Below are 24209 nucleotides of genomic sequence, written 5' to 3'. Positions count from 1 at the left end.
GTCCCTAAACACGTACGATTAAGCGTTACCACGCATGGCTGTAAGCATATTGCCATACACAGTATTCAGAGAAGCAATGTTGGTGGTAAGCCTGTTCAGCTCGTTCTTGAAAACCTGCGATTCCTTCGAAGCGTCGGCCGTATTTTCGATAGCGGTTGCCAGGTTGGCATAGAAAGAGTTCAGCGCCTTCAGGTGCTTCTGGGTATCCTGTAACTCCAGCTCGTATACTGCATTCAGGGCATCCAGGTTTTTGGTAACCGTTTTAAAGCGGTCGCGGTATTCCTGCGCGTCCTTGGAAGCGTCGGTAAGTGAAGACAGGGCGTTGATGGCGCCGCCATAAGATTCATTCAGGTTGCCCAGTGCGCTGGAGGCCGACTTCACGTTATCGGTATATTGCTTGGTAGCAACCGTTGCATCTGTAAGCGTATTGATATTGCTAACTGTTTCGGTAAGGCTTTTAAATCCTTTGCCGAGGTTTTCGAACACATCAGGAGTAACTTTAGCGTTGGCCAGCGCGTTGTCAAGGCCCGCAGTAAGACCGGCCCCGGCATTGCTGACAGCCGCTCTGCTCACTTTCGGTCCTGTATAGTCATCGGCCAGTTCAGGATATACCCTTTCCCAATCCGGGTCTTTTGATTTCTTCTGAACGGCTTCGGCCAAAGCATAAAAAAGGAAAATTACTGCCTCAGTACCCAATCCAATTGTCAACATTGTACTCCCCCCTTCCCAGTGCTGGATTTTGAAAAGCGCTCCAACGATTACGACGGCAGCACCCACACTATAGGCAACAGGCAATACTCTATCAAAAAAGAAACTTGAGCCGCTACTTTGAGCCATAAAATTGAATGTTAAACTGTGAAAAAAAGGAGTTAGTTACTGTACAAATTTATAGGAAGCAACCCTTCGGCTGCTTCCTTATGGCAATACCCTTAAATACTATCTGCGACTTGCACCCTTATGTCCCTCGATATTCAGCATCACATTCCGGAAGCCTATGTAGGCCCTTCTTTCCGTTTCATACTCAAAGCTCCGGGTGCCGCTTTGAAGGAAGTAGGCAATGTCTTTCCACGAACCGCCTTTGATCACCTTACGAGGTTCATTGGCATCTTCATGGTTGGGGGCCATATCCCACGTCACAGCAAAAGCGTTGTCGGCGTAGGCATCCAAAGTCCATTCGGCAACGTTTCCTGCCATGTTATACAGTCCGTAGTCGTTCGGGTTGTAGGCATTGGCGGGTGCCGTGTAAGGGTAACCATCAGCGTCATAGTTACCGCGCTGCGGTTTGAAGTTGGCCAGGTAGCAACCTTTGGCGTTTACCGCGTAAGGGTTACCCCAGGGATATTTGGCGCCGGCACGACCACCGCGTGCAGCCCATTCCCATTCGGCTTCGGTTGGCAATTTAAATTCCGGGGAATTCATGAGGCCTTCCTTGCCTCTGTAATCATTGTAAAGATTTGAACGCCATTTACTGAAATATTTCGCGGCAATCCAGCTTACCCCGACAACGGGATAAGTATCGAATGCCGGATGATTAAAATAGTACTCAACCATCGGGTCACCATTCGTATAGGTAAAGTCCTTTTTCCAAACGGTTGTATCCGGGTAATACTCCTTCATGATCACATCTTCTCCCAGTACCGAAACTGAATCCGTCAGCAACGCATCCACAAACTGGCGGTACTCATGGTTGGTGATTTCAGTGTCATCCATGTAGAAAGCCATGATGGTCACACGCTTGTTGAAGTTGGACATCGTAGCCGCAATATCTTCATCGGTCTGACCCATTATGAATGATCCGGACGGGATCGGAACCATACCTGCCGGAGTAGATTGCTTGAACCCTTTCCTGTAGGTAGCAGTTACTTCACCATTGGTTACGCCCGTATCGTCATCCTTACCGCCGCCAAATTTGTTTTTGATGAAACCGCAACTCTGAATCATCATTACCCCCGCTATCACCCAACCAACATGAACTCCTCTCCGAATAAACACGTTTAGCTTCATTTTATAAATCGCTATTGTATATAAACAGTACTAAAAACGAGTTGTCTAATTATTTAGTATGTATACTCGTCACAGTTGTTACAACTTTTCTTCTCGGCATTTACATTCATCCGACTTCCCTCAAATGTGTATTGTAAAGTGTGCAAACTACATGTAAATCGCGCAAAGATAAAAGAACCGCGAAGAATATTCCCTGACTTTTCCTTTTACCTATAAAAATTAATGCCCGGCGCCATTAAAACCTGAACCTGGGTGTACGGATGATACTTTTCTGGCCACCGCCTTGTCTTCCGAACGCATAGGACAACATCACTTCAAAGGAAGTAGGCGTCTTGGCTTTGTTTCCTCTTGCCACTACGTCGTAAGCGCCCGACAGCCTGAACGCCTGGTCAGAAAACAGGTAAGCGCCGGCATGTACAATGGCAATCGCGTCCTGGTAGCGGTAAGTCAGTCCGCCAAAAAAGCGCTGGTCATAGGTTACCAGCGCCCCGCCTTCTGCGGAAAAAGCTCCGGGGACCATTTTAGCCAGCACAACCGGTTGAACCTCCAGCATATACCCCGCCGACAAATAGGCGCCGGCATTGAGATAATACACAGAAGATAGCGGGTTGGTAGCGGTCTCGCTTCCAAGCTTGAAGCCGGGCTTTGTCAAATGCGCTGCCGAGGCTCCCAGGTAAAACACGTCGCTTTCGTAATGCGCCCCGACAGAAAAATCGGGCTGCATTTCAGACACTTTACCGGTCAGTATCAGGGGATCATCGGGCATTTCCGTGCGCAACTGGCCATAATCCATCGTCTGGCGATACAATCCGCCGCGAGCGCCGATTGATAAATTTCCATTGGACAACGTCAATTTATACGCAACGGAAATTTGTAGATCCTGTTGACTCAATGCCCCAATTTTATCGTTCAAAACGTACACACCCACCCCAAATTTTCCCAGGGGCAGGCTCGCTGTTATGATCTGCGAGGCAGGTCCGCCGCCTTTATCAAAATAGGTCGGCCGGTACCCGGCATACTGCGACCGGTAGGTGACGCCGACGCGGGTAAGGTTATCCTTCCCGGCTGTGGCCGGATTGAAATAAAGCTGATGAAAAGTAAACTGGCTGAACTGGGCCTCTTTCTGTGCTTCTGCCGTAAGGGCAGTCAGCAGTACAAAGCCGGACATGATCCATTTCGCAGAGTTCCGGAAGCAGCCATAGAGTACTTTCATAGCACAGACGCAGTTTTGCCTTTCGAGTTGAGTTCAATATAATTACCTAACGCAAAATATTGAATTTATCATTTACATGATACGCAAAAACCTCAGGATTTGTTGGCTTCCTGTATATAAAGCTCCAGTGCACCCGTCATAGAAGGGGCGTTGGGAAGCGGAGCCTGTATATCCAGAATAAAGCCTGCATCCAGAACGGCCTTGGCAGTCGTCGGGCCGAACGCAGCCATCCTGGTCTTATTCTGCTCGAAATCAGGGAAGTTCTCCAGCAGCGATTTAATACCGGAGGGGCTGAAAAACGCAATTACATCATAATAGACGTCCTTAAGATCCGACAAATCCGTAGACACCGTCTGATACATGGTAGCTTCGGTAAAATGAAGGTCCTCGGTATCTGCAAATTCCGGGATATCGCTTCTTCTGACATCGGAACAGGGGTAGAGGAATTTTTCGCCCTTGTGCTTGCGGATAAGCTCTATCAGCTCGGCGGCCGTTTTTGTTCCGTTGAAGATTTTACGCTTGCGGATAACAATGTACTTCTGCAGGTAGTTGGCCGTAAGCTCGGAAATGCAGAAGTATTTCATGCTCGCCGGCATTTCTATTTTTGCTTCCGCACAAATCCGGAAGAAGTGATCGATCGCATGGCGGCTGGTAAAGATGATAGCGGTGTGGTCAAGTATATTGACGCGCTGTTTCCTGAATTCTTTGTAAGACAGACCTTCTACCTGTATAAAAGGCCGAAAATCAAGTTTAATGTTGTACTTCTGGGCGAGTTCAAAATAAGGCGAGTTATCATCTGCAGGCCTCGATTGACTAACCAGAATGCTTGATACCTTCGCGAGTCTATCTGGTTTAATGTTTAAGATTTCACTCATTTAACTCAACTTTTGCCGGTCGGAATAATACCTGAAAACTACACAATGTATTTAATACCAATAATCAGCGGAATTAATTCCACGACGCAAAGGTACGAAATTAAATACAGATTTATGATACGCCCCGGCTGATTGAGGAGAATGTACAACAAGAGCAATCGGATGCCGTAAAAAACCGAAACTGCCCAAAGCAGGTTTACCGCCGCACCTTCAAGAGAGGCCGGCGCATGAAGAACAGCCCCCAGAAGTCCGAGCGACAACAGCCCGTAAAAGACCAGCGACGACTGAAGTGCCTTGATAAAATGGATGTGAGCTACTTCGGTCATGTTGAGGATCCTCAGCGTGACTGAAATTACGAAGTACTTAAAATAATACAACACAAAGCATAGCAGCGCCGTCTTTAGAAAACCGAATACAACCGCGCCCACAGAATCGCGGTCCGCGCCCCCCAGGAAGGCCGGCAGCAACGGGCGCACATGGTACTCGGCAAGCCACAAAAGAAAAGCTGTAATCATGGACAAAATCACCACTGACACCACGATAACGGGAGAATAAGCCCTGTGGTGATTATAGAGCTCCGCGCGAAAATCCCGGCTTAGAAAAACGAGCGGGCTCATCAGGCTGTAAGCCAGCGTAGGTACGCTCAGAAACACCACTGCGGCGGTCAGCAGAATCAACAGCCACGCGATAATTGAAAAGTCCCTGAATACGTTGGCGCTCCTGGGTTTCAGGCTGACGAGAGAAGTCTTCATGGTCTGCACGCTGTCAGCCGCAACCGCGTTACCTGGAAAGGCCATGACGGCCGAAAGTCCCTCGATCCCGCGAAGCCCGAAAACAGTAAGCAACACCCGCGGCGTACGATATTTCCGGTAGAGGCTGTCGCATGACAAAGCCTGCCATTGTTCCGGCTGAACCTGCCGTTGCAACGCACCGTTGACAAAAAGGAATGCCTCTTTCCTGGATTTGAGAAGAAAAGTAAAATGCCGGTCCTGAACAAGATCGACAAGGAGACTGACCGATGGCTCGGTTTCATGAATTGATTTAATGTAGGGCACATAATTTTTGTACTCCGCATTAAAAACCAGCCACTCATCCTGGCAATTCCGTACCAGCTGATACCCATCAGGTACGGCACTCCCCTGCGCAAGTACCGGGTTTTGCCCGAAAACCAGGCCCCAGAAAAAAAGGCAGGCGAGCAGCACCCTTCTACCAACCATGGGTAAAGTATCTAATAAATAAGATCGAACGTCAAGCAAGGGAGCTCTCCCGCTGTCTGGGCGGCAAAACATATAAATCGCCCTGGCGACGGGTTTGTTTCCCGGTCTGCCAAGGCGATTACTCAATATTCAAACAAAAATTACCTTCTTTCTTTCAAGGCACGCACCATGGTTTCGCCAATAAGAGCAGGCGATTCAGCTACGTAAATGCCGTTTTCCTTCAGGATCCGGATTTTCGCCTCAGCAGTGTCATCCGCACCGCCGATAATAGCGCCGGCATGTCCCATTCTTCTTCCTTTAGGCGCAGTAGCTCCCGCGATGAACCCTACTACAGGCTTGGTAGTACCCGATTCCTTGATATAACGCGCTGCTTCCGCTTCCATACCGCCCCCGATTTCACCGATCATTACAATCGCCTCGGTTTCGGGATCCTCCACCAGCAGCTGCACAGCTTCCTTGGTCGTTGTACCGATAATCGGGTCACCACCGATTCCTATCGCCGTAGTCTGACCCAGCCCGGCTTTGGTAAGCTGATCTACCGCTTCGTAAGTAAGCGTACCCGATTTGGAAACCAGGCCGATGGTACCCTTTTTGAAAATAAAGCCCGGCATGATACCGACCTTACATTCTTCTGCAGTAATAATACCCGGGCAGTTCGGTCCGATCAACCGGGTGTTCTTACCTTTGATATATTGCTTCGCAATGGTCATGTCCTTCACCGGAATACCCTCCGTGATACAGACAATCACCTGAATACCGGCATCTGCAGCCTCCATAATGGCATCGGCAGCAAACGCAGGCGGCACAAAGATGATGGACACATCGGCTCCCGTGCTTTTCACAGCCTGATCTACGGTATTGAAAACAGGTCGATCCAAATGGCTTTGACCACCTTTACCGGGGGTAACCCCGCCTACCAGCTGGGTGCCATATTCGATCATTTGGCTCGCGTGGAAAGTACCTTCCGAACCGGTAAAACCCTGTACTATTACTTTAGAATTCTTATTGACCAAAACACTCATGAGAAGAAATCTGTTTTTTGGCAAAAGTATAAGTAAATGCCATAAGTAGCAATATTAAATCTTGAATTTGTAACTTGCCCAAACCTTATTTTTAAACGCCAGCGAGGCTTTTGGCCTATCCATTCCGACGCTTATGACGCTTCACCTTGTTTCTGTTATCGTTCTTGCCGCGGCCTTTTTATATTTCTCCTACCACCTGCTTTCGACACGCCTTAACGGCCAGAGCGTGCTATTCCTGTTCATCGGCCTGATGTTTCTGCTCCCGCCGCTTATTTACCTGTTTCCTGAAAACCAAAGCGATACCGTCGGGCATTTCCGCTTATTTGCGTACTCGCTGGAAAATACGGTGGTATACGTTTTTATCGTAGTGCTATTCTGGGGGCTGACCATGCTTTCTGAAATCGGGCCGGTAACAATAGCCGTTTCCTTCCTTTTTTCCATGTGCCTGATCTGGGCAACGTGGGATCCGAAATGGCAGCCGTTTCAATCCATCATACGCTCGTTTTGTATCCTCATCGCGATGATGATCGCCACCTTTGCGCTGATCAGAAGGCAAAAAAACGGCCTGTGGATGGTATTGGCGCTGATGACGCTGGCTTTCGCCCTGAAACCCCAGGTTCTTTCGTCAGCTTTCGGTCCCTTTGACACACAGAATTACCTCAAGGCGTTGTCACTTTTCTTCATGGCCACTGCTATTTCCAGCAGGAACCTCCCGCTTTTCGGCAACCGCGCCTGATGCCCCCTGAGATTATTATTCCTTATAATTCTTTGCCTCCGCTATGACACGTTTGTACTCGGCGTATTCCAGGCATTTTTTATAAAGCGCCTTCGCCTTCTTTTTATCACCGGCCCGATGGGCGATACGCGCCAACCCGGCATAGCTCATCGCATGGTACTCTTTCACATATTGAAGTTCGAGCGGAACGGCCAAAGCTTTTTCAAAAGCGGCCTTTGCGGCGGTATCGTCTTTCTTTCGTTCCAGGATCAGGCCGTTGAACAAGTGCCAGGCCTTCCTGTAAAGGCCACGGTCATATTTTGCAAAGACCTTGTTTTCATTCTCGGCTTCCGTATTACGCCCCAGGTGCAGCAGGTTTTCAATGTAGCGCATCCTGTACACCGGGTTTTCGGGATAGTTGCGCCGAAGCTTGCCCGTGTATACGAGGCTTTCCGCCATTTTGTCTTCATAAGCCATATAAATGTGCGACAGGTAGTAACAGGTTTCCGCCATGGTAATAAGCCCTTTTTCGGCACCCGCCCGCAGCTGCTGTAATCCCTTCGCCTTGTTCCCGCTTTTAAAAAAAATCATCAGCGGCTTTACGATCGGGTACTCCTGGGGATACACATTTACGTAGTAGTTGTAAAGTCCCGAGGTGAAGTAGAAATCGGGATTCTGTTCCACGAATCCCATACCGTCGACCAGGGCTTTGTAAGCTTTCCTGGCTTCTCCTACCGCTTTCAGAAATTCTCCCCGGTAATTGTAGGTAAGCGCAATGTAGCCATGACTCGCCATGGTAAAAAAAACGGCTTCCGGATTATCGCTTTCATTTCCGTATCTTTGGCGCGTTGCTTCCAGGCACTTTTGCAAGAGCCGCTGGTACTCAGCCATTTTTTCCTTATTGCTGTCGATAGGCAGATATCGCCAGTTCATGGAAAAAGCCTTCAGCAAATAGGTAACCGGGTGCCCGGGATACCTTTTGTTAACTTCGGCGGCAACCCGGTCTGCCTCAGCGAAATCAAAGTTGTAAATATGATCGATGCCTGTTTTGACGAGGGCCATACCCACCTCATCCTGAAGAAACTGAGCCTTCAACCGGGTAAGCGGGAGCACAAGCAACAGTAGTACGATAATTTTTTTATTCATATAATTCTATCCGGTATCAGATCCGGCAGAAGCCGTTCAGACTGATAATAACAAGATTAATAACGTTACCGTTTCAAATACCTTTCAAAGAAATTAAAATATTCATATTACGCTTTTATGATTAAGTACTCGGGATTCAGATTGAAAAACGGGCTTCAGGTGTATGTACACGAAGATCACGCTACCCCGATGGCCGTTGTCAATCTCACTTACAACGTTGGTTCAAAAGATGAGAATGAGGACCTTACTGGATTTGCACACCTGTTTGAACACCTCATGTTCGGCGGGTCCGTCAATATTCCTTCTTTCGACGGACCGGTACAGGAAGTAGGGGGAGAATGCAACGCCTTTACGTCGTCGGACATCACCAATTATTATATCACACTGCCGTCGTCCAACCTGGAAACCGCGTTCTGGCTGGAATCCGACCGGATGTTTGGACTTGACATCAATTCAAAAACGCTGGAGACCCAGCGTAAGGTGGTGATTGAAGAATACAAACAACGCTATATCAACCAGCCTTATGGCGACATCTGGCTGAAAACGCTGCCCCTCGCCTACCGGAACCACCCTTACCGCTGGGCAACCATCGGGCGTGATATTGCACATATCGAGGAAGCGTCGCTCGCCGATGTGCAGGCATTTTACGACCGGTATTATTGCCCTGCAAATGCCACTCTGGTGGTTGCCGGGGATGTTCAGGCCGGCCAGGTAATGGAGCTAGCCGAAAAATGGTTCGGGGACATTGAAGCCGGGACACCCAACCACCGGAATCTTCCCGCAGAGCCCAGAATGACCGGCAGCAGGTTTGAAACCATAGAGGCCGATGTACCGCTCAATGCGCTGATCAAAGCTTACCACATGCCGGGGAGATTCCAGGAGGGATTTTTTGAAGCCGACCTGCTGACCGATATCCTGGGAAGAGGAAAATCTTCCCGCCTCTACCAGACGCTGGTCAAGGAAACCGGTCTTATGAACCGGGTGAATGCCCATATCACTTCAACACTTGATCCCGGTCTGGTCATCCTGAAAGGCTTTCTGAACCCGGGTGTGAGCCTGGCAGAAGCCGATGCCGCGGTCGAAGCGCTCTTCTCTGCTTTTGTCAGCGAAGGGCCGTCCGGCGAAGAAATAATACGTGTAAAAAACCAATCGGAAGCAACGCTCGAGTTTTCGGAAGTAGAAATACTGAACCGGGCCATGAACCTGGGTTATGCGGCAACTGCCGGGAACCCGGAATGGGTAAATGACGACGTAAAAAAAATGCAGAACGTAACCGAAACCGGCATCCGGAACGCAGCAACGGAAATTCTGAGGGCAGACAATTGTTCGACTATTCATTACCTGTCCAAGGCCTGATCAGCCGGGTTTTGCGTAGATAATTCACGGAACATAATATTTTTGATTTCAATTTTTCACCAGGTTAATCATCGTACATGCTTTCTAAATCCAATGCGCTTCCGCTCCTCGCTGCGCTCGTGTCAGCCGCCTGCGTCGTGCAATCCTGTAAAAGAGCAGCTTCGTCGGGAAACAGCGAACATGTAAACACCCTTTACGAAAACAAGGCCACACTGGCTCAACGGGCAAAGGAAATCAGGGAGAAGACCGCTATTGAAGTTGCTGACGGCCTCAATATTACGCTTTGGGCTACCGACTCGCTCGTCGCTGATCCGGTCGGCATCCATGTTGACGAAAAGGGGGCTATCTATTATAACAGGACCAACCGGACCAAAACCGCAGAATTTGACATCAGGGGTCACCGGAACTGGATGACCCGGTCAATCTCCTGGCGTACCGTCGAAGACCGCCGGAAATTCCTGAAAGAGACATTCGCTCCCGAAAAAAGCGCGGAAAACAATTGGCTGAAAGACCATAACGGCGACGGGAGCCACGACTGGCGCGACTTGACCGTGCACAAAGAAGAAGTCTGGAAAGTCATCGACACCGACGGCGACGGCATTGCCGACAAATCAACCCTCGTAATCAGCGACTTTCATGACGAGATCACAGATGTGGGACACGGCGTGTTGGTAAGGGACAAAGATGCCTTTGTAACCGTAGCGCCGGACTTGTGGAAACTTGAAGACACCAATGGCGACGGGACCTGGGACAAGAAAACGTCTCTCGTGCACGGATACGGTGTTCACGTCGGGTTCAGCGGACATGGCATGTCCAACCCGATCGAAGGCCCTGACGGCAAGATTTACTGGAACATTGGCGATATCGGCTCCAATGTAACCACGGCGGACGGAGTCAACCACGACCGTTCCAATGAGGGCACCATTTCCAGGATTAACCCGGACGGTACCGGGTTTGAAGTTTTCGCCGGCGGCCTGCGCAATACGCATGAATTTGTTTTCGACGAATTCGGCAACCTGATCAGCTCCGACAACGACGGCGACCATCCGGGCGAACGCGAACGGCTCGTTCACGTGGTGGACGGGATGGATGCCGGCTGGAGGACCAACTGGCAATTCGGCAAATACACCGATCCAAGAAACAACTCCTACAAAGTCTGGATGGATGAAAAACTGTCGGTACCTTACTGGGAAGGCCAGGCGGCCTACATTCTCCCGCCGATCGTCAATTTCCATAATGGCCCCACCGGCATGCAATACAATCCGGGCACCGCTTTGGGCAAAAAGTGGCAAAATAAGTTTTTCGTCGTTGAATTCGTCGGAAATCCTGCCCGTTCTCCTATCTGGGCTTTCGGGCTGAAGCCCAGCGGCGCTTCTTTCAAATTGGATGGGGACCAGAATGTGGTCAACGGTATTCTTCCGACCGGTATCCGGTTCGGGCCCGACGGCGCACTGTATGCGGCCGACTGGCTTAATGGCTGGGGCACAAAAAACTATGGGCGTATCTGGAAAATTGACGTCACGGATGCGGAAAATGACCTGGCTGAAGTCCGTAAGGAAACCCAAAGACTGATGCAGCTCAGCTACGGCAGCCAGACGCCCGGCGCGCTTTACCAGCTGCTGTTTTACGGAGATATGCGGATCCGCCAGAAAGCCCAGTTCGAACTGGTGAAACGCGGATCTGCCGGAGAGGCAGAATTATTGAAAGCGGTTCAGCAAAAGGGCAATCAGCTCGCAAGAATCCACGGAATCTGGGGAATTGGTCAGCTTGCCCGCAAAGATCCTTCGATCGGCAAGTCCCTCCTGCCTTTGTTAAACGATGCAGACGATGAGATCCGGGCGCAGGCCGCAAAAGTAATTGGTGACGAAAAAATACCCAATGCCGGATCACTATTGGTAGCGCTGCTAAAAAGTGACCATCCGAGAAGCAGGTTCTACGGCGTCCAGGCAATAGGACGGACCGGCTACCAGGACGGTTTCGGGCCGCTGCTCGACCTGCTGGCGGCCAACCAGGATGCTGACCGCTACCTGAGACACGCGGCGGTACTGGCTCTGTCACGACTTGGCAATGTAGCCGGCCTCGCTGCTTTGTCCAACCACAGCAACCCGTCGCTCCGATTGGCCGCTGTGCTGGCGTTACGACGCTTAAAGAGTGACCAGATCACGCGGTTCTTAAATGATCGCGATGAATTTATTGTCACGGAAGCCGCACGGGCCATTAATGACGATCACTCTATTCCTGCAGCGCTTCCGCAACTGGCAGGTCTTTTGTCAGAGGCTCGTTTCACTTCGGAACCGCTCCTCCGCCGCTCGATCAATGCCGCTTTGCGCACAGGCGATATTAAAAGCATCAACCTCGTCATCCGTTTTGCACAACGAGACGACGTTGCTCCTAAATTACGGGCTGAAGCGCTTGCCACACTTGCAACATGGGCCAATCCTTCAGAAACCGACCGCGTAGACGGACGCTACCGGGGTAAGATAACCCGCGATCCGGCGCCGGTTCTGCAGGCGTTAAGGCCTCATCTGAATGGTTTCCTGGAAGATCCGGATCCTGACGTCCTGATCGCAGCCATGCGGATCTCTACAGAATACAAGTACCAGGAGGCTGACTCAAAACTGGCTTCATTATCCGGCAGCCACCCCGCTCCGGCTGTACGGATTGCGGCACTTCAGGCGCTGAAGGCTCTTCAATATAACGGATTGGAGCCGCTGATTCAAAAAAGCATGCGGGACGAGAACGCTGAAGTCCGGGCAGCTGCCCTGGGCGTACTGGAAGGGTCCGAGCTTTCAACCGAAGCACTTTCCGACATTACCACCGCCGTTTTCGCCCGGGGCAGCCTGGTAGAACAGCAACAGCTGCTTACACTGCTCAGGCAGTTTCCGTTAACGAAAACCGAGAAGATCCTGGGGAAGCTGCTGGATAGCCTGCAGGAAAAAAAGCTCAACCAGGGCATCTCGCTGGAGCTTGGGGAAGCCATAAAATCATCCGGCTCCCAGGCACTTGCCAACCGCTATGCAGGCTACGCCGGCGCGGACAACTACGCAGACCTACAGTTTGGTGGAAATGCCAACAGGGGCAGGCAGTATTTTTTCAACAACAGCGCCGGAGAATGTATTCGCTGTCACGTTGTCGGCGGACAAGGCGGAGAGGTTGGCCCGGACTTATCGGGAATTGGCGACGTGCTCACACGGGAACAGCTGGTGCAGGCACTTGTAACGCCGAGTGCAAGGTTGTCGCCCGGGTACGGCATGGTAATGCTGACGCTATCGGACGGCACCACCGCGGCCGGAATTCTCATTGCAGAGGACAAAGAGGAGCTGACGCTGAAAACGGCAGAAGCAGAACCATTGCATATACCTGTAGGTCGTATTACCAAAAGGGACAATGTTCCTTCCAGTATGCCTGATATGTCAAAAATCATGTCGCGTCACGAAATCCGCGACGTAGTGGAGTTTTTGACAACGCTTAAAAAGAAGTGATGGTTATTCCGACCGGAGCGGAGAAGTCTCCCCGGTACCAATAATTGGAAGCCGGTTTTTATACCCGTGTTAGGCGATGCGTGCCGGAGGGTAGCCGCAGGGGGCCGTCCGGGCGTCAGCCTCCGGCTACCGTCCGGACGGTCATCCTGAGAAAGAAGTTTTTTGCCAAAACACCTTGTAGCGGAGATGACAAATAGATGTTGTCAATAGAAGTCAATGGTAGCCGGAGGCTACCACCCGGACGGTCATCCTGAAGCGGAGCGCAGCGGAGTCGAAGGATCTCCTGTTGCAGGAAAAAAGCCCTCTGAAAGGGATTGGGTACAGGGAGCGGGAGATCCCTCCACTGCGGTCGGGATGACCCTCCGGTCGGAGCGGCGCCAAACCTGTTGTTGTCAATGGCAGCGCATCTGCCGGACGGTCATCCTGAGCGGAGCGCAGCGGAGTCGAAGGATCTCCTGTTGGTACTAAAAAGCCCGTTGAAATGGATTTGGTGCAGGGACCGGGAGATCCCTCCACTGCGGTCGGGATGACCCTCCGGTTGGAGCGGCGCCAAACCTGTTGTTGTCAATGGCAGCGCATCTGCCGGAGGGTCATCCTGAGCGGAGCGCAGCGGAGTCGAAGGATCTCCTGTTGGTACTAAAAAGCCCGTTGAAATGGATTTGGTGCAGGGACCGGGAGATCCCTCCGCTACGGTCGGGATGACCCTCCGGTTGGTGTGGCGCCAAACCTGTTCTTGTCAATGGTAGCGCATCTGCCGGATGGTCATCCTGAATGGAACGCAGTGGAATGAAGGATCTCCTGTTGGTAAAAAAAAGTTCTCTGAAAGGGATTGGGTTCAGGGAGCGGGAGATCCCTCCGCTGCGGTCGGGATGACCCTCCGGTTGGAGCGGCGCCAAACCTGTTGTTGTCAATGGCAGCGCATCTGCCGGATGGTCATCCTGAATGGAACGCAGTGGAGCTGATGGATCTCCTGTTGCTATAAAAAGTCCTCTGAAAGGGATTTGGTGCGGGGACCGGGAGATCCCTCCGCTGCGGTCGGGATGACCCTCCGGTTGGAGCGGCGCCAAACTTGTTGTTGTCAATGGCAGCGCATCTGCCGGATGGTCATCCTGAATGGAACGCAGTGGAACTGAAGGATCTCCTGTTGCTATAAAAAGTCCTCTGAAAGGGATTGGGTGCAGGGAGAGGGAGATCCCTCCACTGCGGTCGGGATGACCCTCCGGTTGGTTGGAGCGGGGCCAAACTTGTTGTTGTCAATGGTAGCGCATCTGCCGGATGGTCATCCTGAATGGAACGCAGTGGAACTGAAGGATCTCCCGTTGCTAAAAAAAAGTCCTCTGAAAAGGATTGGGTGCGGGGAAAGGGAGATTCCTCGGCTCCGCTCGGAATGACCCGTCTGGCCGGTCAGAATGACCAGCCGGGCGGTTGCTGTCTCACCTAAAACCTTACGAACCAAGACTATTTCATCATCGGGAACAATCTTCTAATTTCTGCTTCATCGGGCTGGCTGCCATACTCGGTCACCTCGAACGTCTCGGCTACTTTGACGCCGGCTACCCGGGAACTGCCATACCACTTCTCTAACGACCTCCGGATTTCATCATTGACCGAATAACGGGGAGTCAGCCAGTTTTCGAGCCAGGCTTTTCTTTTGCTCACTTCTGCCGGCACGGTGGCCAGCTTCCCGGCCGTCCAGGGAAGCCACTCATAAAATTGAGAAACATGGGCATCGGCGGCGTCCAGTTTCTTTGAAAAAACGCCGGTTATATCCACGGCAATATCCGGCCGGTGCGGGTTAGGACGCTGAAACCGGTCGCGCATATAAAGAAAAACGGGGTTCTTTTTAAGCGGCGGTACGCTGCTCAGCATATTGGGCACAATCACCATATAGGCGGCGTCCTGCACCAGCAATGCGGCATTGCGATGATCCGGATGGTAATCGTTAGGCCGGTGCGAGATCACAACATCAGCATTCCATTCCCGGATCATCCTGATTACCTCCAGTCGGTTTTCAAGAGCAGGGAAAAGCTCTCCGTCATGGTTATCCAGTATTTCATAGCTTACGCCCAACCGTTTTCCAGCCTCGGTTGCTTCCAGGTTTCGTCTCCGGGCCAATGCTCCACCCCCCATTTCCTGGTGGCCCTTATCGCCGTTCGTCAGTGAAACGAATTTTACTTCATGCCCCTGCGCTACGTACAGCGCAGCCAGGCCACCAGCTCCGAGCTCACAATCGTCAGGGTGAGCGCCCATTACAATAACTCTCAATTTCTGAGAAGACGCACTGCCCTGTGCCAGCGCTGGTACGCCTGCCAGCGCGAGCAGACAACAAACAAGAATTTTCTTCATAGACTTTTTTGTCAAAAAAACGATCCTATTATTTTCATGCGTCAGCGGAAAAACCCGGAAGCAACCGCTTCATCATCAAAACCACGTCAATCCGTTTTTTTACTGGTTACCGCGATCAGAAGGCCATTGGATAGCCGGAAAAAAAGCGGCAGCCGGGCTGTTCTTAACAACCACGGCTGCCGCCTGTTCTTTTCTGTTAATACCGGTTACTCCCAGCCCGGATTTTGCTTGAGCGACGCGTTAATCTCAATCTCCTGTCCCGGGATCGGCCAGATCACATGGCGGTCCTGGAATCCCCTGGTAAACAGGACCGAACCGGTAATTCCTTTCTCAATTACCCCTCCTGTATAGGCTTTCAGCAACCCCCAGCGTTTCAGATCAAAATAGCGGTGACCTTCGCCGGCGAGCTCCACAGCGCGTTCGTGTATGATGCGCTGCATCACCTGCTCCTTACCGGCTGCGGCCAACGCCGGTGCGCCGCTATTGATACCCGGCATGGAAGAACGGCTCCTTACCTGGTTGATCAAAGCAATTGCCTTGGTCTCCTGGTTGGTTTCGTTGTAGGCTTCGGCCAGCATCAGCATAACGTCTGCTAACCGGATCATCGGGAAGTTGATGGGCGTGTGTGCCCTATCTGTGATGTCACCGTTAAGGTTACCTTCCGGTACAAACTTCCGCCAGACGTAGCTATACCACCCGCGGTTGTTGCGGATCTGACCGAAATTCTCATTCGTGCCGGTTGCCAGTACCAGCTGCATGTTACGGGGTTGGTTGGCATTCCAGCCCAGTTGCCAGGAATAAGGCACCACCAGGCTTTGCGTCAGACGTGGATCGCGGTTCCGGTAAATTGCGCCCAATTTGGCTGTATCGGGAATAGAAGTGAGCGTTCCAGCCGTTTGCGTCGCTATAAATGCCTTCTCCTTCACGGCATTGCTGGCGTTAAATCCAGGGAAATGATCGTCCCAGTTGAACCTTGTCCCGTCGCGGTTCTCGTACATATCGGCGAGGGCAGTGCTGGGCATACCGTTGTTCCAGCAGCTTCCGAAAGTAGACCGGGTACCCAGGTAGAAGGCAAAAGGCATCCCAAGCGGGAACCCGACACCACCTTTGTTCTGGATCGCAAAAATCATTTCGCTGCTGGCGTGCCCCGCCTTTTTGAACAAATCAGCATAGCTGGGGTACAACTGGTGGCCAAAGCTGCCCGACTTGTTGCTGATAACGTCCTCGAAATCCGTCACGGCATTGGCCCACTCTTTGTTGTATAGATAAACCTTCCCGCGCAGCGCCAGCGCTGCACTTTTGGTAGCACGTCCGTATTGGGCAGCCGGGTAAGACGCAGGAAGCTTGGCAATTGCATCGGCCAGGTCAGCTAAAATAAAGTCGCGTACTTCTTTCTCCGAATTTCTGGGAAGCAGCAATTCATTGAATTGCCTGTCCAGGTCCACCGACTCATCGTAAATAGGCACCCCGCCATACAGATTCAGCAGGTGAAAGTAGAAAAACGCCCTCAGGAAACGGGCTTCGCCGATAATTACCGATTTGGTGGCATCCGGGATTTCCATCGGTGTCACGTTCCTGATCACCGTATTGGCGCGCTGGATACCGTCAAAACCGCGCTTCCACCGCTGCACAATCACATCCGTCCGGTTGGTAAAAGTCCCGGTAATAATATCACCCAAACCCTGCACATCATACCCGATTGCAATGTCGGTAGCATTGTCGAACATGTTGTAGAGCCCGAAAAGATGGTGCTCCTTCATGTCATTGTAGACGCCCAGCACGCCCTGCAAAGCCTGCGCTTCTGTTTTCCAGAAGATGGCGGTACTTACCTTGTCGTAAGGTTTCGTATCCAGGTCGTAACAGCCGCTTGCTGCAACTGTCAATAACGCGATTAATATCTTTTTCATTTTGTAAAAAGGTTGGAGCTATGAATCGTGAGGCTTAAGCTGCCGCAACCGGCGCGTGTTGGGTCGTTTTAACCCGACGCCGCAGAACCAGTACCTCACTATTCACGCCTTTTCATGAATGTTCTTGGTTAGAATGTGATGTTTACGCCCACGAGCGCCTGCTTCAGCGTCGGGTATTGCGTGCCGTCCACTTCCGGATCGAAACCTTTGTAACCTGTAAAAGTCAGGTAGTTTTCAAGGCTGCCATAAATGCGGAAGGTAGAAATCCTGAGCGCTTTTATTACCGATGCCGGAAGCGTATACCCCAGCTGGATGTTCTTCAACCTGAGGTACGCCTTGTTCTGCAGCCAGAAATCACTGGCCCTGTTGTTCCGGGAATCTGTGGTATTGAGCAGGCGCGGGTAGGTAGCATCGGTCCGCCCGGTATACCATCTCTTGTCGGCCACCTCCTGGTTGATCTGATAGCCCCATCTCACACCGGTGGTATGGTACAGGTCATTCCAGACTACCTGAAGCCCTGAAGTTCCCTGGAGAAGAGCAGAAAAGTCGAAGCCTTTCCAATCCAAACCCAGGTTCACCCCGTAAGAAAGCCGTGGCGCCTTACCATGACCTATGGTCACCCTGTCGTCGTCATTGATAACGCCGTCACCGTTGGTATCCTGGTACAACAAGTCTCCGTAGGTAGGTGTACCGTAGGCGGCAAACGGGTTTCTTTTATTTCCGGTCGCAGGGTCAATGGGAGCGTTATTGATAATCGCCTGCACTGCTTCCATGTCCTGTTGGGTCTGGATCAGGCGGTCCACTTTCAGAATGTATTGCGTGTTGATGGCGTAACCCTCCTGGATCAGATCATTGCCTTTGATGGCCCGGTCTTTTCCTTTAAACCTGGTCACCTTGTTGTCAACGAAGGTAAAATTGCCGCCGATGCGGTAATTCAGGTCGCCGACGCGGTCGCGGTACGTAAGATTCAGCTCCATCCCCTTGTTACGCACCTGCGCAGCATTTTGTTTGGGTATTGCGGCATTTCCTACCACCAATGGAGCAGGAAGGTCGATAAGAATGTTTTTGGTATTCTTGTCGAAAGCTTCCAGTGAACCGGTCAGTTTGTAATTGAACAGATCAAAATCCAAACCGATGTTGGTGATATAAGTGCTCTCCCAGGTGAGGAAGGGGTTCGGAAGAGAAGTCTGGGCAAGACCAATGAAAAGCGCATTGTTCAGCACATAGTTGGCTGCATTGTAAACAGCCATGTAGTCATAATTACCTACAGCGTTATTCCCCAGGGAGCCATATGAGGCACGCAATTTCAGGTTGTCCAGCCAGTTCACTTTGAAAAACGACTCTTCAGAAATACGCCAGCCGGCAGAGAAGGAGGGAAAAACGCCCCAGCGGCTACTACCTGCGGCGAAACGAGACGTCCCGTCTTTCCTGAGATTGGCTTCGAAAAGATACCTGTCGTTCCAACCCAGGTTCAACCTGCCGAAATAGGAGCGCATGGCCCAGTCATAGGCATTGCCCTGGGCGGCGGCATCAACCGTAGCCCCGTCGATAACGCCGAGGCCCGGATCCAGGAGATCCATTTTGCTTGCCTCGAACCAGAAATTTTTAGTGTATTCCTGGCTCGCTCCCACCATCACGTTCACGTCCAGCTTGTCCAGCACCTTGGTGTCATAACGGACCAGCCCGTCCATATAATAGTTGTTGTTCTTGACATTCTGGTTTTTAACGGATGTTCTTCCCACTGCATTCCGGGAAATCGTGTTGGTGTAAAAATCCCAGCGGTTGTTGAAAACCGGCTGCGAATAGGTAAGGCTATCGTCAAACATGTAATTGAATGACCCTTCGATACTCAACCCCTTCATCGGGCGCAGCTTCCCGTAAAAGCGGGAACTCATGCGGTTATGCCTGATATCTCCCTTCTGGTTGTACAGATTGTGAAGCACGTTGTTGGTCTGCGGATCTTCTTCGGGGTTGTTGGGACCACCGAAACGCCCGTCGGGTGCGCGCAGCACAATACCCGGCGTGCTGGCCCCGGCAAACGTAAATACGTCCTTAAGCGTATTGGAACCGATATCGGTATTGTCAAACGAGCCGTTCAACTGGGTACCGAGGGTTAGCCACGGCTTGAGGTCTGCCTCCAGGTTTACCCGGCCGGTATAGCGGCTGAAAGTAGCCCGCTCAATCACCCCGGGATTGTTGAGATAACCGAAAGAGCCAAAAAACCTCACCTTCTCACTACCGCCTGAGAACGACAGGTTGTGATTTTGCATCATGTTCTTTTTAAACACTTCATCCACCCACTGGGTATTGGGATACTTCAGAGGATCGCCTCCTTCATTTGCCCGCCATTCGTCTATTTTTGCCTGCGAGAAAGTCGGCTTTGCATTAGGGTCCGAGTTCCGGAAGCCTTCGTTCATCAACTCCATGTAATCGGCATAATTCGATACGGTTTTGACCACGTTCGAAGGTTTTGCCGAAGAGAAAAACGCGTTGTAGTTGACTTTAAACTCGCCTGATTTACCACTTTTCGTGGTGATCAGCACCACACCGTTCGCAGCCCGGGAACCGTAAATGGCTGCAGAAGCCGCGTCTTTCAAAACCGAAATGCTCTCCACATCCTGCGGGTTAAGCATATTCATATTCCCGATCACACCATCAATTACCACCAGTGGATCCGAATTGTTCAGCGTACCCTGGCCCCTGATCCGCAGTGTGGCACCGTCGTTCCCGGGGCGTCCGCTGCCCTGGTTGACGTACAGCCCGGCAGCCAAACCCGAGAGACCGGAAGACAGTGATGTAATGGGCCTGCTTTGCGTTTCTTTGGCGATATCAACGGTTGAGACCGCACCGGTCAGGTTCACCTTTTTCTGTGTACCGTAGCCTACTACCACCAGTTCCTCAAGTGTTTTGTTGTCGGGCTGCATTGCCACGTCGAGAGAGGTGCGTGTCCCTGCTGTAATTTCCTGGTTAAGGTATCCTACGAAACTGAAAACCAGAACCGCGTTGTCATCCGGTATGGAAATGCTGAATGTTCCGTCGAGATCGGTGGAAGTTCCACGCGATGAGCCCTTAATCATGACGCTTACACCCGGCAGGGATTCCCCCTTTTCATCCACCACTTTGCCGGTCAGCTGCCTTTCGGCGGAAACGCCTACTCCATCCCGGAGGTCCGCCTGCCTTCCGGCTTCGGGCTGTCTCCCTTTCGTGATAATGATATAATTCCCGGAAATGCCATACGCCAGCTGATGCGGCGACAAAAGTTGGTCCAGGATGGTGCTCAGGCTCTCGGTACCGTTGCTAACCGTTACCTTTTTGTCGGCGACCAGTGAAGGCACGTAAGAAAACCTGACGGCCGCATTGCGCTCCAGCTCCCGGAGTACCTTTGTCAGTTCACGGGTACCCGGCGCAATTGAAACCCTCTTTTTTAACAATTCCTGTGCATCAACAGCATACACTGAAGCGGCTCCGGCAAAGAGCAGCATCAGCAACACCGGCACACATGTGAACCTGGCGCGGGCAAGCAACCAGGCACTAATCGGATAGCGATTTTGCATTGATTTATTAGGTTATTGAATTCGAATAAAAGTATATACAAGGTCAAATCAGATGTATCTGCTGCCGGCGCTCTTTCAACACCCGTCACCGGTGACAGTAACTTCCCCATCCAGCACTTCGAAGCGCGCACCGATGGTCCTGCAAATAATTTCCAGCTTTTCTTCAAAAGGCTCCTCCCCCATTCTTACACTGAGAAAGCAGTTTTTCAGGGCCGAACCGCTGATATGGATCGGGATACCGTAGGCGCGCTGCAACTCGCTGAAAACGTCGCCGATAGGGGTATTATCAAACTCAAATCTGACCTGATCTCTGGCCGCAACGAGTATCTCCGGCTTTTCTGCCAGGTCTTTTACCAGCTGATTGGGGTCTCCGCTATAGGTCACCATTTGGTTGGGAGTAAGCGATACCTCCGCTTCTTCGTCAACGTTATAGGGCAATACCAGCACTTTCCCGGTTTTCACCACTACCCGGGCCTTGCCCGTTGAAGTTTCTACCAAAAAGCTGGTCCCCACTACCCGCGTTTGCAGGTAGTCGGTATAAACCAGAAACGGCTGTTGGTCTTTCCTGACGACATCAAAAAAGATGTCTCCCGACATAAAAACCTCGCGCCTGGGGGTATGGTCGTCAAAATCAGCGGCGGCAAACCGGATCTTCGCTCCCGGGTGCAGCTGTGCCAGGCTGCCGTCAGGCAACCAGAACGCGGTCACCTCATGGGTCCCGTTCATTTTTTCGATCACTTCGTCGGAAGGTGCAGCCTTCAGATACCGATAGGCAGTCGGCGGTCCGATCGCAGCCGGACGGCTCAGCCACCACAGGCCACACAGCAGTAGCGTGGCAGCTGCCCAGTACCACCGTTGTACCGGCATGAAAATCCTGTGTTTGGGGCGGGTTGCAGACAGAATTCTCTCCACTTCCCGGTTCATCTCCGCCTGCGGCAGATGCAAAGCCGGATCGAACAATTCGCTTACTACCTCTACGGCGCGATAAAAATCGGCCGCCCGGTCAGGCAGGATGACAGGGAATTTCCCCCAAACCTCGTGGTCTGCGGGACAACCGCTATTTACCCAGAGCTGAAACTCCGGGTCCGACAAAAAATCCGGAAAGGAATAAGCGTAATATTTCTCCATTCAAGCCAAAAAAGTCCGAATACACTGATGTAATCCCGGACCCTTCGGATTATCATTAAATTTTTGAGAAATATTTTTTACTTACCGGAAATACGCCACGATAACCCACTACCATTGACAACACGATGCATGGGGGCGCACCTACCGGATGGTCATTCCGAGCGCAGCCGAGGAATCTCCCTTTCCCTGCACTCAATCTATTCCACCAGGCTTCTTAGTACCAACAGGAGATCCTTCGACTCCGCTGCGCTGCGCTCAGGATGACCGTCCGGGCGGTAGCCTCCGGCTACTATTGACTACCATTGACTTCCATTGACAACATCTATTTGTCATTTCTATTCCAAGGTGTTTTGGCAAAAAACTTCTTTCTCATAAGGAAGAAAACAGAGATACAAAAAGAAGCAAAAAAGTTTTCCAGACCGTCCGAAGCGACTTAACGCCGGAATGAATCAGGTTCGCTACGGCCGGCTTGGAAATATTCATGATCGACGCAATCTGCTCGTTCGACATTCCTTTGTAGTAGCGCAGATGGATTACTTCCCGCTGCCTGTTGGTCAGCGTATGCAGTGCCAGCTCCACATTACGGGTGGTCAGCATGGCATTTTCAGAATGTACAATGGTTTCTTCAGCCGACCATTCGGCTTCATTCCCGTCCAGCCCGGCGGTTTCCACCAGCCCGACCATCCGGGTATCCTTCCGGATCTGTTTCACGATACGATTGCGAAGGCTCTTGAGTAAATACAAGCGGACATTATCCGTATCCCCAATACTGGAACGCTTTTCCCAGATATGCACAAAAAGGTCGTGAATACAGTCCTTGACGAAGTCAGGATGATTGATCAACCGCCGGCCATAAACAAACAACTCCTGGTAATGCACCCGGATGAGCTTTTCAAAAGCTTCCCGGCTTCCGGCTTTCAAAGCCAACCAATCAGAATCCGCTCCGTACACTTCTCTCTAAATCCTGGTGTTAATAAATCAACATCCCAAAATTAAGTTATTAAAATAATTTATTAATACTTTCGGTGAAATAGGTTTGAGGTGTGAGGTTTGAGGGGTGAGGGGTGAGGTGTTGTGAGGGTTATTTCTCCTACCTTATGTCTTCTCCGTGGGTGAGCGCTATGATTTTGCCTGTGATTGAGGGGAATTGCCGGAGGAGGCTGATAACGACTTCGGTAACCGCGCTTTTTCCAAAGGCTCCCTGGACCATCCGGCCGACACGCAAACGCGTTCCGAAGACCTGCTGCCACCGGCGGCGATACAGCTGCGCCAATTCTGATCCGGTAAGTTCTTCTTTAAGGTGACGGGTTACCAGTCCGCTGAGGATTTTCGCGCTGTGGATGGCCATAGCCATCCCGTTTCCGCAAAGCGGCGTGATCAGTCCGGCTGCGTCACCTGCCATGAACAAACCATTTTCTACGCTGCTCTTGGGCGCAAACGAAATTTCGTTGATCACCAACGGCTTTTCATAGCAAAACCGCGCCGTTCCAAAAATGCGCCGGAGATGCGGATTCACCCCCAGAATTTCCTTTTCCATTTTGGGAATGCTGCCGCCGCTTTTCTTCAGGTTTGACCGGTGGGTGAGGTAACAAAGGCATTTTTTCCCGTCTTCAACTGCGGAAATGCCGCAGTAACCGTTTTCAAAATTATGAAGCGCTATCAGCGCGTCGGGCTGATCAAATTCTACGTGATATTTTACTGCCATATAAGAGGAAGGTCGCGTGGCGAAGTCCCGCCCCATGCGCGAATCGAGAACGCTTCGCTTGCCATAAGCGCCAATCACCAACCTGGCTTTCAGGCAATCACCATAATTGGTATAAACCTCCGTCCAGCCCGCTTTCTCCTCTGTTTTCGCAACGGAGGTATGCAAAAGGAAACGCACGCCGGCCGCCACACATAGTTGGTAGAGACTGTGATCCAGCACAAACCTGCTCAGTCCGAACCCGCCCGAATCAAGCGTTTGAGTCAGCTCGGTCCCTCTCGGCGTGGTAACCGACAAAGTAGAGATATTGACTGCCCCCAGCATTTCCAGGTCCAGACCCAGGCTTTCAAGATAGGGCCTGACTTCATTGGAGACATATTCGCCGCAGACTTTGTAGGACGGGTACCCGCGTTTTTCGATGACGAGCACGTCGGCGCCACCGCGGACCAGTTCAAGCGCTGCCACCATCCCGGCCAGCCCGCCTCCTGCAACAATCACCGTAGCATCCATTCCGTCATTTTTGTCCACAATATAGCCAATAC

20 protein-coding genes are annotated in these 24209 nt (G+C 51.4%); 7 read left to right on the top strand and 13 right to left on the bottom strand.

What is annotated here, in order from left to right; translation table 11 throughout:
• Positions 1–18 precede the first annotated feature (18 nt).
• The 6 genes from porL to sucD form a co-directional block, all read right to left on the bottom strand.
• The gene (gene porL, locus ABD852_RS12645) at positions 19–837 is read right to left on the bottom strand and encodes a type IX secretion system motor protein PorL/GldL (protein WP_345029419.1); all 819 of its coding nucleotides are present in this window, start codon (positions 835–837) and stop codon (positions 19–21) included.
• Between the two features lie 99 nt (positions 838–936).
• Complete coding sequence (gene porK, locus ABD852_RS12640; RefSeq protein ID WP_345029418.1) at positions 937–2004, bottom strand: T9SS ring complex lipoprotein PorK/GldK; 1068 nt, start codon at positions 2002–2004, stop codon at positions 937–939.
• Between the two features lie 235 nt (positions 2005–2239).
• Positions 2240–3217 (bottom strand): PorP/SprF family type IX secretion system membrane protein, encoded by a 978-nt coding sequence (locus ABD852_RS12635; RefSeq protein ID WP_345029416.1) that lies wholly within the window; start codon positions 3215–3217, stop codon positions 2240–2242.
• A gap of 92 nt (positions 3218–3309) precedes the next feature.
• Positions 3310–4092: a uroporphyrinogen-III synthase gene (locus tag ABD852_RS12630; protein ID WP_345029414.1), complete on the bottom strand. Its 783-nt coding sequence runs from the start codon at positions 4090–4092 to the stop codon at positions 3310–3312.
• Positions 4093–4130: 38 nt separating this feature from the next.
• Complete coding sequence (locus ABD852_RS12625; protein WP_345029412.1) at positions 4131–5309, bottom strand: DUF4271 domain-containing protein; 1179 nt, start codon at positions 5307–5309, stop codon at positions 4131–4133.
• 140 nt (positions 5310–5449) lie between these two features.
• Positions 5450–6331, bottom strand: coding sequence for a succinate--CoA ligase subunit alpha (sucD, locus tag ABD852_RS12620; protein WP_345029410.1), 882 nt, complete (start codon positions 6329–6331; stop codon positions 5450–5452).
• 133 nt (positions 6332–6464) lie between these two features.
• Here sucD and ABD852_RS12615 point away from each other — a divergent pair, with 133 nt between their 5' ends.
• Positions 6465–7067: a hypothetical protein gene (locus tag ABD852_RS12615; RefSeq protein WP_345029408.1), complete on the top strand. Its 603-nt coding sequence runs from the start codon at positions 6465–6467 to the stop codon at positions 7065–7067.
• Positions 7068–7082: 15 nt separating this feature from the next.
• On the opposite strand, the gene ABD852_RS12610 is transcribed toward ABD852_RS12615, so the two are convergent.
• Positions 7083–8192, bottom strand: a complete 1110-nt coding sequence (locus ABD852_RS12610; protein ID WP_345029407.1) for an ABC transporter substrate-binding protein — start codon at positions 8190–8192, stop codon at positions 7083–7085.
• 117 nt (positions 8193–8309) lie between these two features.
• On the opposite strand from ABD852_RS12610, the gene ABD852_RS12605 reads away from it, so the two are divergent.
• The 6 genes from ABD852_RS12605 to ABD852_RS12580 all read left to right on the top strand — a co-directional run bounded on the left by ABD852_RS12605 (position 8310) and on the right by ABD852_RS12580 (position 14471).
• Complete coding sequence (locus ABD852_RS12605) at positions 8310–9548, top strand: M16 family metallopeptidase (protein WP_345029404.1); 1239 nt, start codon at positions 8310–8312, stop codon at positions 9546–9548.
• A gap of 77 nt (positions 9549–9625) precedes the next feature.
• The gene (locus tag ABD852_RS12600; RefSeq protein ID WP_345029401.1) at positions 9626–13030 is read left to right on the top strand and encodes a DUF7133 domain-containing protein; all 3405 of its coding nucleotides are present in this window, start codon (positions 9626–9628) and stop codon (positions 13028–13030) included.
• 216 nt (positions 13031–13246) lie between these two features.
• Positions 13247–13498, top strand: coding sequence for a hypothetical protein (locus ABD852_RS12595; protein ID WP_345029398.1), 252 nt, complete (start codon positions 13247–13249; stop codon positions 13496–13498).
• A gap of 13 nt (positions 13499–13511) precedes the next feature.
• On the top strand, positions 13512–13670 hold the full coding sequence (locus tag ABD852_RS12590) for a hypothetical protein (protein WP_345029394.1): 159 nt from the start codon (positions 13512–13514) through the stop codon (positions 13668–13670).
• Between the two features lie 118 nt (positions 13671–13788).
• Entirely contained in the window at positions 13789–13992 is a 204-nt protein-coding gene (locus ABD852_RS12585) for a hypothetical protein (protein ID WP_345029391.1), read from the top strand.
• Between the two features lie 326 nt (positions 13993–14318).
• A complete protein-coding gene (locus ABD852_RS12580; RefSeq protein WP_345029386.1) occupies positions 14319–14471 on the top strand; it encodes a hypothetical protein in 153 nt (50 codons plus the stop codon).
• Between the two features lie 17 nt (positions 14472–14488).
• Here ABD852_RS12580 and ABD852_RS12575 read toward each other — a convergent pair whose 3' ends face one another.
• The 6 genes from ABD852_RS12575 to ABD852_RS12550 all read right to left on the bottom strand — a co-directional run bounded on the left by ABD852_RS12575 (position 14489) and on the right by ABD852_RS12550 (position 24177).
• Positions 14489–15376, bottom strand: a complete 888-nt coding sequence (locus ABD852_RS12575; protein WP_345029382.1) for a PIG-L deacetylase family protein — start codon at positions 15374–15376, stop codon at positions 14489–14491.
• Between the two features lie 206 nt (positions 15377–15582).
• Complete coding sequence (locus ABD852_RS12570) at positions 15583–17283, bottom strand: RagB/SusD family nutrient uptake outer membrane protein (protein ID WP_345029379.1); 1701 nt, start codon at positions 17281–17283, stop codon at positions 15583–15585.
• A 128-nt stretch (positions 17284–17411) separates the two neighbouring features.
• A complete protein-coding gene (locus ABD852_RS12565) occupies positions 17412–20837 on the bottom strand; it encodes a SusC/RagA family TonB-linked outer membrane protein (RefSeq protein WP_345029376.1) in 3426 nt (1141 codons plus the stop codon).
• Between the two features lie 75 nt (positions 20838–20912).
• Entirely contained in the window at positions 20913–21965 is a 1053-nt protein-coding gene (locus ABD852_RS12560) for a FecR family protein (protein WP_345029373.1), read from the bottom strand.
• 369 nt (positions 21966–22334) lie between these two features.
• Positions 22335–22886 (bottom strand): RNA polymerase sigma factor, encoded by a 552-nt coding sequence (locus ABD852_RS12555; RefSeq protein WP_345029370.1) that lies wholly within the window; start codon positions 22884–22886, stop codon positions 22335–22337.
• 169 nt (positions 22887–23055) lie between these two features.
• On the bottom strand, positions 23056–24177 hold the full coding sequence (locus tag ABD852_RS12550; protein ID WP_345029366.1) for an NAD(P)/FAD-dependent oxidoreductase: 1122 nt from the start codon (positions 24175–24177) through the stop codon (positions 23056–23058).
• Between the last annotated feature and the right edge of the window lie 32 nt (positions 24178–24209).

The organism is Ravibacter arvi (assembly GCF_039540405.1).
GTDB classification, from domain to species: domain Bacteria; phylum Bacteroidota; class Bacteroidia; order Cytophagales; family Spirosomataceae; genus Ravibacter; species Ravibacter arvi.
This window is presented reverse-complemented; position numbering and strand designations above follow the sequence as displayed.